The organism is Micromonospora sp. NPDC000207 (genome assembly GCF_040300925.1).
Lineage (GTDB): Bacteria > Actinomycetota > Actinomycetes > Mycobacteriales > Micromonosporaceae > Micromonospora.
In genome coordinates this window covers 25,576-39,485 of the sequence record NZ_JBEPEQ010000013.1, presented here as the reverse complement: position 1 = coordinate 39,485, position 13,910 = coordinate 25,576, and the positions used below count along the sequence as shown (strand labels likewise).

General features: G+C 72.3%; 12 protein-coding genes. 4 read left to right on the top strand and 8 right to left on the bottom strand.

Annotated features, from left to right (window positions below):
* Positions 1 to 214: 214 nt before the first annotated feature.
* The 3 genes from ABT336_RS05630 to rdgB all read left to right on the top strand — a co-directional run bounded on the left by ABT336_RS05630 (position 215) and on the right by rdgB (position 2,475).
* Positions 215 to 961, top strand: a complete 747-nt coding sequence (locus ABT336_RS05630) for an MBL fold metallo-hydrolase (protein WP_350895320.1) — start codon at positions 215 to 217, stop codon at positions 959 to 961.
* Positions 962 to 1,078: 117 nt separating this feature from the next.
* Complete coding sequence (gene rph / locus ABT336_RS05625; protein ID WP_350895319.1) at positions 1,079 to 1,807, top strand: ribonuclease PH; 729 nt, start codon at positions 1,079 to 1,081, stop codon at positions 1,805 to 1,807.
* 50 nt (positions 1,808 to 1,857) lie between these two features.
* A complete protein-coding gene (gene rdgB, locus ABT336_RS05620) occupies positions 1,858 to 2,475 on the top strand; it encodes an RdgB/HAM1 family non-canonical purine NTP pyrophosphatase (protein WP_350895318.1) in 618 nt (205 codons plus the stop codon).
* Positions 2,476 to 2,523: 48 nt separating this feature from the next.
* Here the strand turns inward: rdgB and ABT336_RS05615 are convergent, their stop codons facing one another.
* From ABT336_RS05615 to ABT336_RS05580, 8 genes are all read right to left on the bottom strand, one after another.
* Positions 2,524 to 3,327: a hypothetical protein gene (locus ABT336_RS05615; RefSeq protein ID WP_350895317.1), complete on the bottom strand. Its 804-nt coding sequence runs from the start codon at positions 3,325 to 3,327 to the stop codon at positions 2,524 to 2,526.
* A gap of 251 nt (positions 3,328 to 3,578) precedes the next feature.
* Positions 3,579 to 4,247 carry a hypothetical protein gene (locus ABT336_RS05610; protein WP_350895316.1) on the bottom strand — a complete coding sequence of 223 codons (669 nt, stop codon included), beginning with the start codon at positions 4,245 to 4,247 and terminating at the stop codon, positions 3,579 to 3,581.
* Positions 4,248 to 4,735: 488 nt separating this feature from the next.
* Entirely contained in the window at positions 4,736 to 6,271 is a 1,536-nt protein-coding gene (gene hutH / locus ABT336_RS05605) for a histidine ammonia-lyase (protein ID WP_350895315.1), read from the bottom strand.
* On the bottom strand, positions 6,268 to 7,452 hold the full coding sequence (gene hutI / locus ABT336_RS05600) for an imidazolonepropionase (protein WP_350895314.1): 1,185 nt from the start codon (positions 7,450 to 7,452) through the stop codon (positions 6,268 to 6,270). The genes hutH and hutI overlap by 4 nt, the downstream gene beginning before the upstream one ends.
* Positions 7,449 to 8,834 (bottom strand): formimidoylglutamate deiminase, encoded by a 1,386-nt coding sequence (locus ABT336_RS05595; protein WP_350895313.1) that lies wholly within the window; start codon positions 8,832 to 8,834, stop codon positions 7,449 to 7,451. Before ABT336_RS05595 ends, hutI begins: the two co-directional genes overlap by 4 nt.
* Positions 8,835 to 8,868: 34 nt before the next feature.
* Entirely contained in the window at positions 8,869 to 10,089 is a 1,221-nt protein-coding gene (locus tag ABT336_RS05590) for an allantoate amidohydrolase (RefSeq protein WP_350895312.1), read from the bottom strand.
* A 14-nt stretch (positions 10,090 to 10,103) separates the two neighbouring features.
* Entirely contained in the window at positions 10,104 to 11,750 is a 1,647-nt protein-coding gene (gene hutU, locus ABT336_RS05585; RefSeq protein WP_350895311.1) for a urocanate hydratase, read from the bottom strand.
* A 12-nt stretch (positions 11,751 to 11,762) separates the two neighbouring features.
* Positions 11,763 to 12,614 carry a MurR/RpiR family transcriptional regulator gene (locus tag ABT336_RS05580; RefSeq protein WP_350895310.1) on the bottom strand — a complete coding sequence of 284 codons (852 nt, stop codon included), beginning with the start codon at positions 12,612 to 12,614 and terminating at the stop codon, positions 11,763 to 11,765.
* Positions 12,615 to 12,762: 148 nt separating this feature from the next.
* Here ABT336_RS05580 and ABT336_RS05575 point away from each other — a divergent pair, with 148 nt between their 5' ends.
* Positions 12,763 to 13,905 (top strand): hypothetical protein, encoded by a 1,143-nt coding sequence (locus tag ABT336_RS05575; RefSeq protein WP_350895309.1) that lies wholly within the window; start codon positions 12,763 to 12,765, stop codon positions 13,903 to 13,905.
* Positions 13,906 to 13,910 lie beyond the last annotated feature (5 nt).

The following is a 13,910-nucleotide window of genomic DNA, read 5'->3' as shown; positions in this document are numbered from 1 at the left end:
CCCATCGCTGTGTGTGATCGTGGTGGACTGTCAGGGTGACGTGGTCGACGAGCCTCGTCGGGCTGGGTGTCGCCTTGGCGACAACTTCCACAAAGTGATTCTTGCTCCGCAAACGTCGGCGTAGGCTGCGCAGCGTGACGTACGCGTCGATGAAGATCATCGGTGGCCCCGAGGCCGGTGTGGTGACTACGGCGCGTGATCGTGGGACGACCGGATGCGCCTGACGGTACTGGGTTGTGCGGGGAGCTTCCCCGGCCCCGAGTCCCCCTGCTCCGCCTATCTGGTCGAGGCCGAGGGTTTCCGACTCCTGCTCGACTTCGGATCCGGTTCGCTCTCCACCCTCCAGCGGTACGTGGGGCTGCACGCCCTGGACGCCATCGTCCTGACCCACCTGCACGGCGACCACATCCTCGACGCCGCGTCGTACGTGGTGGTCCGCCGGTACGCCCCGGACGGCCCCTACCCGGCCCTGCCGGTGTACGCGCCGCCCGGCGCCCCGGACCGGCTCAACGCCGCGTACGGGCAGGACGAGAGCGCGGTCGACGACGTCTACCAGTTCTACGGCCTGCAACCGGGCACCTTCCCGATCGGCCCGTTCACAGTCACCGTCGACCGGGTCAACCACCCCGTCGAGACGTACGGGGTGCGGTTGGAGCACGAGGGTCGGGTGCTCTGCTACTCCTCCGACACCGCCCCGTGCGACGCCTTGTTGCGGCTGGCCCAGGACGCCGACGTCTTCCTCTGCGAGGCCAGCTACCTCGACGGGGTGGACAACCCGCCGGGTCTGCACCTGACCGGCCGGGAGGCCGGCGAGGCGGCCACCAAGGCGGGGGTGGGTCGACTCCTGCTCACCCACCTGGTGGCGGCCTGGGGGAGCGAGGCGCACACAGTCGAGTCGGCGGTCGGGGCGTACACCGGGCCGCTGGAGGTCGTCCGGGCCGGAGCCTCGTACGACATCTGACCTTCCCGACGGCGGGGCCGCCCCGGTCGGGGCGCGGAGAGGTCGGCGGTGCGGCACCCGGTGTGAACCGGTGACACCCGGGCACGGGTCGATCAACCGACCGCATAGGGTGCAGGGATGGCGCGACCTGACGGGCGGACGCCCGACCGACTCCGACCTGTGACGTTGACCCGGGGCTGGAGCTCCCACCCGGAGGGCTCCGTGCTCGTGGAGTTCGGCGGAACCCGGGTGCTCTGCACCGCCAGCGTCACCGAGGGGGTGCCCCGCTGGCGCAAGGGATCCGGGCTCGGATGGGTGACCGCCGAGTACGCGATGCTGCCCCGGGCCACCACCACCAGGTCGGACCGAGAGAGCGTACGGGGCAAGGTCGGTGGGCGTACCCACGAGATCTCCCGCCTGATCGGACGGAGCCTGCGGGCGGCGATCGACCTCAAGGCCCTCGGCGAGAACTCGATCGTGCTCGACTGCGACGTGCTCCAGGCCGACGGGGGCACCCGGACGGCGGCGATCACCGGCTCCTACGTGGCGCTCCACGACGCGGTGACCTGGCTGGCCGGGCGCAAGGCCCTGACCGGCAAGGTGGAGAAGGTGATGCACCGGTCGGTGGCCGCGGTCAGCGTCGGCGTGGTCGCCGGCGAGGCCCGGTTGGACCTCGACTACGCCGAGGACGTGACAGCCGAGGTTGACATGAACGTGGTCTGCACCGGCACCGGGGAGTTCGTCGAGGTGCAGGGGACCGGCGAGGCCGGGGTGTTCGCCCGCGATCAGCTCGACGCCCTGCTCGACCTGGCCGTCGCCGGGTGCGTGGACCTGGCCGAGGCCCAACGAGAGGCGCTCTCGCTGTGAGCGCGAGGAGTGAGCCTGCGAGCCCCGCAGTCGCGAACGAAGGTGGTCGAGTGAACAAGATCCTGTTGGCGACGCGGAACCGCAAGAAGCTCATCGAGTTGCAGCGGATCCTCGACGGCGCCCTCGGCGCGCACCGGATCGCCCTGCTCGGGCTCGACGACGTCGAGGACTACCCGGAGTTGCCGGAGAGCGGCCTGACCTTCGGCGAGAACGCCCTGATCAAGGCGCGGGAGGGGTGCCGGCGGACGGGCCTGCCGACGATCGCCGACGACTCCGGTCTGGCGGTGGACGCGCTCAGTGGGATGCCGGGGGTGTTCAGCGCCCGGTGGGCGGGGCGGCACGGTGACGACCAGGCCAACCTCCAGCTGGTCCTGGACCAGATCGCCGACCTGCCCGACGAGCAGCGCGGGGCGTCGTTCGTCTGCACCGTCGCCCTGGTGCTGCCCGGCGGCAAGGAGCACCTGGTCGACGGCCGCCAGCCGGGTCGGCTGCTGCGGGGTCCCCGGGGCGAGGGCGGGTTCGGGTACGACCCGATCTTCCTCGGTGACGGACAGGACCGGACCAACGCCGAGCTGACCCCGCAGGAGAAGGACGCGATCAGCCACCGGGGCAAGGCGCTGCGGGAGTTGGCGAAGCTGGTGGCGAAGGTGCTTCCGCCGGTGGCGTGAGCGGGTCGGGACGGGCCCGAGGGCCCGTCCCCGCAACGGCCTCCGCCCCTAACGGGACCGGTTCTGCCCGGCCTCCAGGGTGGTCTCGTACCCGTTGCCGAGACTGCTCGTCGCCGAGTTGCTCTGCGAGGGGTCGTGGTCGCCGGGTGCGCTGATCGCCGCCACGGTCGCCACCATCTGGATCGACTCCAGCATCGCCTCGATCTCGAATCCCGACCCGCCGTCGCGCTTGCGGCGTCGTCGCTCCTCGCGGAGCTGTTCCTCGCGTTCCTCGCGGAGTTCCTCTTCCCGTTCCTCGCGAAGCTCCTGCTCCCGCTCCTCCTCCAGCCGTTCCTCCAACTCCTCCTCTCGTTCGGCGAGGAGTTCCTGCTCCCGCTCCTCGGTCAGCTCCTCCAGTTCGAGGTCCTTGTTGCGGCGGTCGTTGCGTTTGACAGTGGCCAGGGTTTCGTAGAAGTAGCTGAGGGCAGCCTCGATCTGGCCCAGGGACTCCGTGCGGCGTACGGAGTACGAGGCGTTCCAGGGTTCACAGCGGACTGTGTGCACCTGCATCAGCTGTGTGTGGAACAGGTTCTCCCGGGCGGCGTACAGGGCGGCTGTCAGCTCCGGGTCGGCGTCGGGCCAGTTCGCCTCGACGTCGATGTCGTAGATCGCCATCGCCGGGATCTGCCACCCGGAGGCGTCGATCGTCGTGGACTGGCCGTCCCCGAAGACGATCACGAACTCGTAGCCGTCGTCGACGGGGCGCAAGAACGAGTAGTCAACCCGCGCCTTGAGGCGGTCCAGGACCTCCTGGTCGTCGAGGACCGGTAGCTCGGCGTTCGGGTCCTGCGGCGCGGGGTCGGTGGGCTGCACGAGAGACGCTCCTCACGGTCGGCGAGTGACTGAACCCTCATTAACGTCACCGACCCGCCGCTGGTTCACTGATTCGTGAATCAGAGGCAACCTGTTGTTTCCACCGCCGTCCCCGGCCCCACCTGCGGCGGCGTGCGTCCCCCAGCACCGAGCTGGACCGTCGGTGAGCCGGCCGACTCGGGCGGCTGTCGCCGCCAGGTCCGCCCGAGCCGGCCCGACCGAATGTCACTCGAAGCGTGGGTGGGCGATCGTCAGGGCTGTCGTCCGTGCCCCGGACGTCCTGGGCTCAGGTCACGCGGGGGTGAGCTGTCACTCCGTGCCGGTGATCCGGGTCCCGGCGCGGGCCGTGAAAGACCGGGCGAGGTCATCGAGGCCACCGCCGTTGCCGTCGACGGCCCGCCTGGTACGTCCTGGTGGTTGCTGTGCACCGAGGGCGCGTTCGCCCGCTCACGCGCTCGCCGCTCGATGCCGTCACTGTTGCTCTTGTCCAGCTGCTTGAGGAGTTGCTGGTAGCTTCCAGATGCCCGATTGAGCATGCCGCTGGCGCGGACGAGCCGTTCATCTCTCTCCTGCGTGTGGGGGTCGAGGGGGAAGGCCCGCTTGGCGAACGTCTGGAGCACCATTGCCGCGAGCAGCTTTCCTCTCGCCGTTCCGAACTCTTTCCGAAGTGACGGCTCCGCTTCAGGCCACTTCTTCTGCGGATCGATCGCTCGTATGCCGGCAATCGGGAGCTGCCAATCGTCGGTGGTGAAGCGAGCCGACATGCCTCCCTGCTGGAACGTGAGGTAGCGATCGGTGCTGTCAATGATGGAATACACGGTGTAATGATTGCCCAGGCCCAGAAGTTCATAGACCTGCTCGTCGGACAGTACGGGTGATCGCCGGGTGGGTGCTTCCTGAGGCGTTGTCGTTGCTTCCACGGGGGCTTCTCCTCGATGCGTCGGGTGTCCGGCACCCTCCACAACGCGGTGTGGTCGGCGGTGGTTCAACCACGAAGCCCCTTCGTCCATGCCCAGGGGGGGCCGGGGAGCCGGTCCGCAGCCCACCGACATCGTCCCGGCGCAGGGGCGGGAATCCTCGAATCTGGGCAGGTGACGGCCGGAGCCGGCATGTGATCGTGGCGACTTGCGTACGGGCCGGTGTGTTCGCGGCCAGGGGTGCGTCTGGGAGTATCGTGCGGTCGGTCTCGGCCTTGGGAGGCGATGTCGATCAAGTGATGGACCTTGCTGACACCTCGTCCGGCATACCCGTGGCCACTCGACGCTTAATGATCTGAATATGCCAAGACAAATTTCCCAAGCCGCCTACATCGCTGCCCTCGACGCACTTCCTGAAGGCCAGCTACCCGGACAGGGGCAAAAGGTAGGTGTTCCACAGTGGGCGGCTGTTCGCATCGGATCGAGCTGGGTCAGGCGAGGGGGCCGATCTCCTGCTCGATCGAGTGCAGCAGGTCGGGGCCGCACACCACCTGCCGGGCGGCCTCCAGGACCGGGGCGAGGAAGACGTCCGGGCCGGGGTCGCCCAGCACCTCGCCGAGCGCGGCCAGCGCCGCCCGTCCCGCCGGGGACGGGGACAGTGGGGCGCGTAGCTGCAACCCGCGTACGGCGGCCACCAGCTCCACGGCGAGGAGGCTGGTCAGGTTGTCCAGGACGGTGCGGAGTTTCTTGGTCGCCGCCCATCCCATCGACACGTGGTCCTCCTGCATGCCGCTGGTGGGCAGCGAGTCGACGGAGGCCGGGGCGGCCAGCCGTCTGTTCTCGGCGACGATCCCGGCGGCGGTGTACTGGGCGATCATCAGCCCGGAGTTGACCCCGGCGTCGGGGGAGAGGAACGCGGGCAGGTTCCGGTTACGGGCCACGTCGAGCAACCGGTCCACCCGACGTTCCGCTATCGCCCCGACCTCGGCGGCGGCGATGGCCAGGTAGTCGGCGGCGAACCCGAGCGGGGCCCCGTGGAAGTTGCCCGTCGACTCGACCCGCCCGTCGGTGAGGACCACCGGGTTGTCCACCACGGAGAGCAGCTCCCGCCCCGCTGTGGTCCGGACGAAGTCGAGGGTGTCCCGGGCCGCCCCGGCGACCTGCGGGGCACACCGCATCGAGTACGCGTCCTGGACGGCGTGGGCCAGGTCGTCGCGGTGCGAGTCCATCACCCGGGAGCCCTGGAGCAGCCGGTGGATGTTGGCCGCCGAGACGGCCTGCCCCGGGTGCGGGCGGATGCTGTGCAGCTCGGGCAGGAACGGCCGTTCGGAACCGAGCATCGCCTCGATCGCCAGGGCGGCGGTCACGTCGGCCATGGTGAACAGGTGCCCGGCGTCGTGCCCGGCGAGCAGCAGCATGCCGAGCATCCCGTCGGTGCCGTTGATCAGGGCCAGCCCCTCCTTGGCGGCCAGCTCGACCGGGGCCAGTCCGGCGGCGTGCAGGGCGTCGGCCGCGGGCACCTGCTCGCCGGTGGGTCCGAGGACCCAACCCTCGCCGAGCAGGGCCAGCGCGCAGTGGGCCAGCGGGGCCAGGTCGCCGGAGGCGCCGAGCGATCCGTGCTCCGGCACCCACGGGGTGATCGAGTGGTTGAGCAGGTCGACCAGGGCCTCGGCGACCACCGGGCGGACCCCGGACCGTCCCAGCGCCAGGGAGCGTACGCGCAGCAGCATCATCGCCCGGACCACCTCCCGGGGCATCGGTGCGCCGATGCCTGCGGCGTGCGAGCGGACAAGGGCGTGTTGCAACTCGGCCCGGCGCTCCGGGGCGACGAAGGTGTTCGCCAGCGCCCCGAAGCCGGTGGAGACGCCGTAGACGGGACGGCCGGCGGCCTCGATGCCGTCCACGATGGCCCGGCTTGTCGCCATGGCGGCCACGGCGGCGGGGTCGATCGTCACCGGGGCGTCGGCGCGGGCCACGGCGAGGACGTCGTCGGGGGTGACCCCGGTGGGGCGGACGATCACAGTCATCGGGGTACTCCGTCGTGCAGGACCTTGCGGATCAGTGGAACACCAGGCCGGTACGCCAGGTGCAGGTGGGAGGGGGCGTCGAGGATCACCAGGTCGGCCCGGGAGCCGACCCGGAGCCGACCGACGTCGTCCCGGCGCAGGGCCCGTGCCCCGCCGGCAGTCGCCGCCCAGACCGCCTCGGCCGGGGTCATCCCCATCTCGCGTACGGCCAGGGCGATGCAGAACGCCATCGACGAGGTGTACGACGACCCCGGGTTGCAGTCGGTGGCCAGCGCCACTGTCACGCCCGCGTCGATCAGCCGACGGGCGTCCGGGTACGGCGACCGGGTGGAGAACTCCGCCCCCGGCAGGAGGGTGGCGACGGTGGTGGTGCCGGATCCGTCGGGTCCGGCGGTGCCCGCCAGCGCGTCGACGTCGGCGTCGTCGAGGTGGGTGCAGTGGTCGACGCTGGCCGCCCCCGCCTCCACCCCCAACCGCACCCCCGGCCCCGGGCCGAGCTGGTTGGCGTGCACCCGTACGCCCAGGCCGAGGGCCTGACCGCTGGTGAGGACCGCCCGGGCCTGGTCGGCGTCGAAGGCCCCCCGCTCACAGAACACGTCGATCCATCTGGCGTACGGGGCGGCGGCCCGCACCATCGGCCCGCAGACCAGCTCGACGTAGTCGTCGGGGCGGTCGGCGTACTCGGCGGGGACCACGTGTGCACCGAGGAAGGTGGTCTCCGTCGTGGACTCGGCGGCGATCCGCAAAGACCTGGCCTCGTCGGCGACGGTGAGCCCGTACCCACTCTTGATCTCGATCGTGGTGGTGCCCTGTCGCAGCGCCTCGTCCCGCAGTCGCCCGACGGTGGCGCGCAGCTGCGCGTCGGAGGCGGCCCGGGTCGCGCCGACTGTGGTCCGGATCCCACCCCCGGTGTACGCCTGCCCGGCCATCCGCGCCGCGAACTCGGCCGCCCGGTCCCCGGCGAAGACCAGGTGGGCGTGGCTGTCCACGAACCCGGGCAGGACGGCGGCCCCACCGGCGTCGATCCGTCGGTCGGCGGCGGGGGCGTCGGCGGCCGACCCGACCCAGGCCACCCGTCCCCCCTCGACCAGGAGGGCGGCGTCCCGGCGGATCCCCAGCGGGCCGTCGGTCCCGTCGTTGGTGACCAGCTCACCGATGTCGTCGACGAGCAGGGTGCTCATCGGGTGGCCTGCTCGATCGCGGTCCGCAGCTCGGCCGGCACGTCGACGAGCAGATGCCTGCCGTCGGCGACCACCTGTCGCCCGTCGACCACCACCTGCGTGACGTCGGCGGCGGTGGCAGCGAAGAACACCCCCACCGGCGGGACACCGGCGACCCGGGCACCGTCCCGCCGGACCGTCACCAGGTCGGCCCGCGCGCCGACGGCGATCCGACCGGCGTCGCCCCAGCCCAGCGCGGTGTGGCCGGTGACCCCGGCCGCCTCCAGCAGGGCCGCCGGCGTGAAGTGGCCGCGGCGTCGGGTGCGCAGCCGCTCGTCCAGCTCCACCGCACGGGCCTCCTCGAACGGGTCGACGACGGCGTGGCTGTCGCTGCCCAGGCTGAGCGGGATCCCGAGGTCCGCCATCCGGTGGGCCGGGCCGATCCCGTCGGCCAGGTCCCGTTCGGTGGTGGGGCAGAGGCACACCCCGCTGTCGGTGCCGGCCAGCAGGTTCAGGTCGGCGCTCGTCGGATGGGTGGCGTGCACTGCTGTGGTGTGCGGTCCGAGGACCCCGTGGTCGGCGAGCAACCTGGCCGGAGTCCGCCCGTGCACCGCCCGGCAGGCGTCGTTCTCGGCGGGCTGCTCGGAGAGGTGGACGTGCAGCGGAGCGGTGTGCCGGGCCGCCCACTCGGCCACGGTGGCGAGCTGGTCGGCGGGGACCGCCCGGACCGAGTGCACCGCCGCACCGACCCGGACCCGGGGGCCCGCCCCCGCCGCCTGCGACCCGGGAGGCGGTGACGGGGTGAACGCGGAGACCCGCTCGGCCCACCGCTGCGCGTCGCCGTCGCCGAACCGCAGCTGCGGTCCGGTCAGTGGTGCACCGTCGACTGTGGCGCTCAGATAGCAGGTGTCGAGCAGGGTGAGCCGGATCCCGGCCTGGGTGGCGGCCTCGACCAGTGCCGCACCCATCGCGTTCGGGTCGTCGTACCGGGTGCCGCCCGGCCCGTGGTGCAGGTAGTGGAACTCGCCGACGGCGGTGATCCCGGCCAGCGCCATCTCCGCGTACGTCGCCCGGGCCAGGGACAGGTAACTCTCCGGGTCCAGCCGTTCGGCGACCGCGTACATCTGCTCCCGCCACGTCCAGAAGTCCCCCCGCCCGCAGTGGGTACGCCCCCGTAGTGCCCTGTGGAAGGCGTGCGAGTGGGCGTTGGCCAGGCCGGGCAGGGTCACCCCGGGCAGGCGTACCGCGTCGGGGTGCACCTCGACCCCGGCGACGGGTCCCCCGCCCAACAACGGGGTGACCGCTGTGAACCGGCCCTCGTCGGCCTCGATCAGCACATCGGGGGTGGGCTCGTCCCGGCCCGGCAACCAGGCGTACTCGGCCAGCCATCTGGTGACTGTCATCGGCGGCGGCTCCTGTCGGGCGGGGTGGTCCGGGTCATCGGCTGGTCAACTCCGTCAACACCCGGGCCAGGGCGGTGACCCCGGCGGCGCAGTCGTCGTCAGCCGCCGATTCGGCGGGGGAGTGCGAGACGCCCGTCGGGTTGCGGACGAACAGCATCGCCGTCGGCAGCCGCCCGGCCAACACCCCCGCGTCGTGGCCGGCCCCGGTGGGCAGCACCGGGGCGTCGAGCAGCGTGGCGAGCCGGGCACCGAGCCCGTCGTCGAAGGCGACGAGGGGGGTGACCGACTCCTCGGTGCAGGTGACCCGGGTGCCGTCGCGGCGGGCCCGCTCACCGGCCTTGGCCCGGACCGCCTCGACCAGCCCGGCGAGGGTCTCCTGGTCGGCGGCGCGGGCGTCAAGCCACCCGGTCACCGTCGTCGGGATCGCGTTCGTCGCGTTGGGGGTCACCCGCACCCGGCCCACCGTGGCGTGGGCACCCCGGGTCCGGGCCTCCTTGTTCGCCGCGAGGACAGTGAACGCGCAGGTGAGCATCGGGTCACGTCGGTCGGCCATCAGCGTCGTACCGGCGTGGTTGCCCTCGCCGTGGAAGTCCAGCCGCCACCTGCCGTGCGGCCAGATCGCGGTGGCCACCCCGACGGGGGCGTCCCGGTCGACGAGGGCCCGACCCTGCTCGACGTGCAGCTCCACGAAGGACGAGAAGCCTGCCAGCAGGTCGGGGCGGGCACCCGCGGGCCGGTCGCCCAGCGCCTCGGCGAAACTCACCCCGTCGGCGTCGCGCAGCCCGGCCGCCCGCTGCGGGTCCATCGCCCCGGTCAGCAGCCGCGACCCCAGACAGGGTACGCCGAAGCGCGCCCCCTCCTCCTCGGCGAACGCGGCCACCACCAGGGGGCGCAACGGGGTGACCCCGGCGGCGCGCAGCTCGTCCACGGCGAGGAACGCGCTGACGATGCCGAGCGGACCGTCGTACGCCCCGCCGTGCGGCACCGAGTCGAAGTGGCTGCCGGTCAGGACGGCGTCACCGGCGTCGGCCGGACCCCACCTGGCGAAGAGGTTGCCGTTGCCGTCGTCGGTGACCGGCATGTCCCGCCGCTCGGCCTGCCCCCGGAACCAGCCGCGGAGGGCCACCTCGGGTTCGGTGAACGCGTACCGCAGGTAGCCGCCGGTGGTGGCGTCCCGGCCGATCGGCGCGATCTCGTCCCACAGCGCCCGGAACCGGTCCGGAAGGGGTCCGCTCAGTGCAGGATCCGTCGACAAGGGGAGGACCTTCCTTACCTGTCGGTGGGGATGGAAAGGTGGGTGCGGTCGGCCACCTCACGGGCGGCGGGGTAACCGGCGTCGACGTGGCGCAGGACGCCCGTCGCCGGGTCGTTCGTCAACACCCGTTCGATCTTCTGCCCGGCCAGGGCGGTGCCGTCGGCGACGCAGACCTGCCCGGAGTGCAGCGACCGGCCGATGCCCACCCCGCCGCCGTGGTGGATGGAGACCCACGACGCCCCGCTGGCCGTGTTCACCAGCGCGTTGAGCAGCGGCCAGTCGGCGATCGCGTCCGACCCGTCGGCCATCGCCTCGGTCTCCCGGTACGGGCTGGCCACGCTGCCGCAGTCCAGGTGGTCCCGACCGAGCACCACCGGCGCGCGAAGCTCACCCGAGGCGACCATCTCGTTGAAGCGCACCCCCGCCCGGTCCCGTTCCCCGTAGCCCAGCCAGCAGATCCGGGAGGGCAGCCCCTGGAACGAGACCCGCTCACCGGCCAGCCGGATCCACCGGGCCAGGGACTCGTTCTCCCCGAACAACTCCAGGACGGCCCGATCGGTGGCGGCGATGTCGGCCGGGTCGCCGGAGAGTGCCGCCCACCGGAACGGACCCCGACCCTCACAGAACAACGGCCTGATGTACGCCGGGACGAACCCGGGGAAGTCGAAGGCGCGGTCGTATCCGCCGAGCTGCGCCTCCCCCCGGATCGAGTTGCCGTAGTCGAACACCTCGGCCCCGGCGTCGCCGAACCCGACCATCGCCTCCACGTGCCGGGCCATCGAGGCGCGGGCCCGGTCGGTGAACTCGGCGGGGGACGTCGTCGCGTACTCCCGGGCGTCGGCGGGGTCGACCCCCTCCGGCAGGTACGACAGCGGATCGTGGGCGCTGGTCTGGTCGGTCACCACGTCCACGGCGACGCCCCGGCGCAGCAGCTCGGGGAAGACCGTGGCGGCGTTGCCCACCACCCCGACGGAGTACGCCCGCCGGTCCCGTTTCGCAGCGAGCGCCAGGTCGACCGCCTCGTCCAGACTGTCGGCGACCTCGTCGAGGTACCTGTCGCGTACCCGTCGGTGGAGACGACCGGGGTCCACGTCGACGATGAGGCAGGCCCCACCGTTCATGGTGACCGCCAGGGGCTGCGCCCCGCCCATCCCACCGCATCCGGCGGTGAGGGTGAGGGTTCCGGCCAGGGAGCCGCCGAACCGCTTCTCGGCCACCGCCGAGAATGTCTCGTAGGTGCCCTGGAGGATGCCCTGGGTGCCGATGTAGATCCACGATCCGGCTGTCATCTGCCCGTACATGGTCAGGCCGAGCGCCTCCAGACGGCGGAACTCCGGCCAGGTGGCCCAGTCCCCGACCAGGTTGGAGTTGGCCAGCAGGACCCGGGGTGCCCACTCGTGGGTGCGCAGCACCCCCACCGGTCGTCCGGACTGGACCAGCATCGTCTCGTCGTCGCGCAGCTCGGTGAGCGTCCGGACCAGGGCGTGGTAGGACGGCCAGTCCCGGGCGGCCTTCCCGGTGCCGCCGTAGACGACCAGGTCGTCGGGGCGTTCGGCGACCTCCGGGTCGAGGTTGTTCATCAGCATCCGCAGCGCGGCCTCCTGCGGCCAACCCCGGGCGGTACGTTCGGTGCCGCGCGCGGCACGGACGGGCTCGGGCATGTCGGGCTCCTCTCAGCTGACGAAGACCTGGCGGCGGGCGGCGGAGACCTCGAAGGCCTCCAGCCGACGCTGGGTGTCGACGGGTGCGGCGTCGCAGAGCGCCTGCAACAGCACCATGGCCATGGTCATCGGGGCGGTGTGCAGGTCGAAGACGAGACCGGTGCCGACAGCGGCGGGCAGGACCAGGTCGGCGTGTTCGGTGGCGGGGCTGACCGGCGAGTCGGTGATCGCCACGATCCGCAGCCCCGCCTCCCGGGCCTCCCGCAGGACGTCGAGGGTCTCCCGGGGGTAGCGGGGCAACACGAAGGCGAGCAGGGCCCCCGCCCCCGCCCCGGCGGCCTGTTCGACCCGGTCGGTGAGGAGGCTGCCCGCCGTGTCGAGAACCCGGACGTCCGGGTGGACCTTCGCGGCGAAGTAGGCGAAGTACGCCGCCAGCGGGGCGGCGGCACGCAGCCCCAGCACGGGGAGCGGACGACTGGCGGCGAGCAGACTCCCGGCCTCGGCGATGCGGCTGCGGTCGGCGAGCTGCCCGGCGAGCCGACCGAGGTTGTCCATCTCGGTCCGGACCGCCTGTTGCAGCTCGTTGCCGACCTCGGTGGGGCCGTCGGGCGCGCCTGCTGTCAGCTCCCGCAGGCGGCGACGCAACGCCGGGTAGCCGTCGTGGCCGAGGGCGGTGGCGAACCGGGTCACCGACGGCTGGCTGACCCCGGCCAGCTCGGCGACCTCGGCGGCGGACAGGTACGCCACGGTGGGGGAGTGCTGGACGAGGCAGTGCGCGATCCGCCGCTGGGTGGGGGTGAGTCGGACCCCCTCGAAGAGGCCGAGCAGCCGTTCGGTCGATCCGCTGACGGCCCTGTCATTCATGCCGAGACTCTATGCATGAAATATTTCATTCCGCAACGGTCCTCCGGTCCGGGACCCGCCCGGGGGATGTCGTCGCATCGACGGGAGGGCTGGCCGGTGACGGGCCTCTCGGTACCATCCCTCTGCGGGTGAGCAGAGGGGTGGGGACATGCAGCCGGATGCGCCGTACAGGTTCACCGAAGTGATGGGCGGGTGCCGGGTCGGCGAGGTCTGGTGGGCCACCGACGAGCAGGACCGGCTGCTGACCGTGGCGGTGCTCGACCCCGAGGTGGCACAGGATCCGGCCTGGCGGCAGGCGTTCCTCGGGATGGCCGACGCGCTCGCCGCCCCCGGTGGTGGTGGACGGTCCTATCTGGCCGCCGACGTGTCCGGCCGGACCCCGTGGGTGGCGTACACCGCCGACGGCGGCCCCGGTGCCGAGCACCTGTTCGTCGCCCTCGGTCACGAGATCCGCCGCGAGGAGCCCGCCCCGCAGGCGTCCGGGCCGCCGTACCCGGTGTCGCCCTCGGGCGGGCAGGCGTCCGGGCCGCCGTACCAGCCGGTCAGCGGGGTGCCGCACGACCCGTTCAGCGCCCCGACCCGCCGGATCCAGCCGTCCCCGCCGCGCCCCCGGCGTACCGGCCTCTGGGTGGGAGCGGCGGCGTTGGTGCTGCTGGTGCTGGCGGGAACCGGAGCGGCCTTCGTCTGGCTCGACTCGGACACCCCCGGCACCCCCCAGGCCGCCCCCACCACGGCCGTCGAGGCGCTGCCCCCGGCCCCGTCCGCGCCACCGCAGGCCCCGGGCATCGAGCCGCCGGCCGCCGGGCAGTGGCCCCGGGACTGGCCGAAGTTCACCCCCCAGGACCCGGTCCGTACGGTGGTCGACCTGGCCGACCTGGGCTTCGCGCTCAAGGTCCCGCCGGAGTGGACCTGCACCCCCGCCGGGAAGGCCGAGGGGTACGTCAAGTACAGCTGCGGCACCTCCGGTAACCAGGGTGAACTCGGCGGCGAGCTGGTGGTACGGGACTGTGTCCTGCCCTGCGACGAGCAGCGGCAGACCGCCATGCGGCAGGCCGAGGAGGCCTGGGGTCTCCAGTGGATCCGGGGTGGACAGTTCGTTTCGTACGCCGATTCGAGCCGACTCGATCTCGACGGCGAACGGCGGTACGGTCTCGTCGTCGTCGCCTACGTGCGCGGCGGCGACACCGGTCGGGTCGACAGTCAGGTGGTGCTCCGCATGACGGCCCCGATCGACGGTGCCGGCCGACTGCGTCGGGTCGCCAACCACCTCCGTGACGCCCTGATCTTCTGACTCCC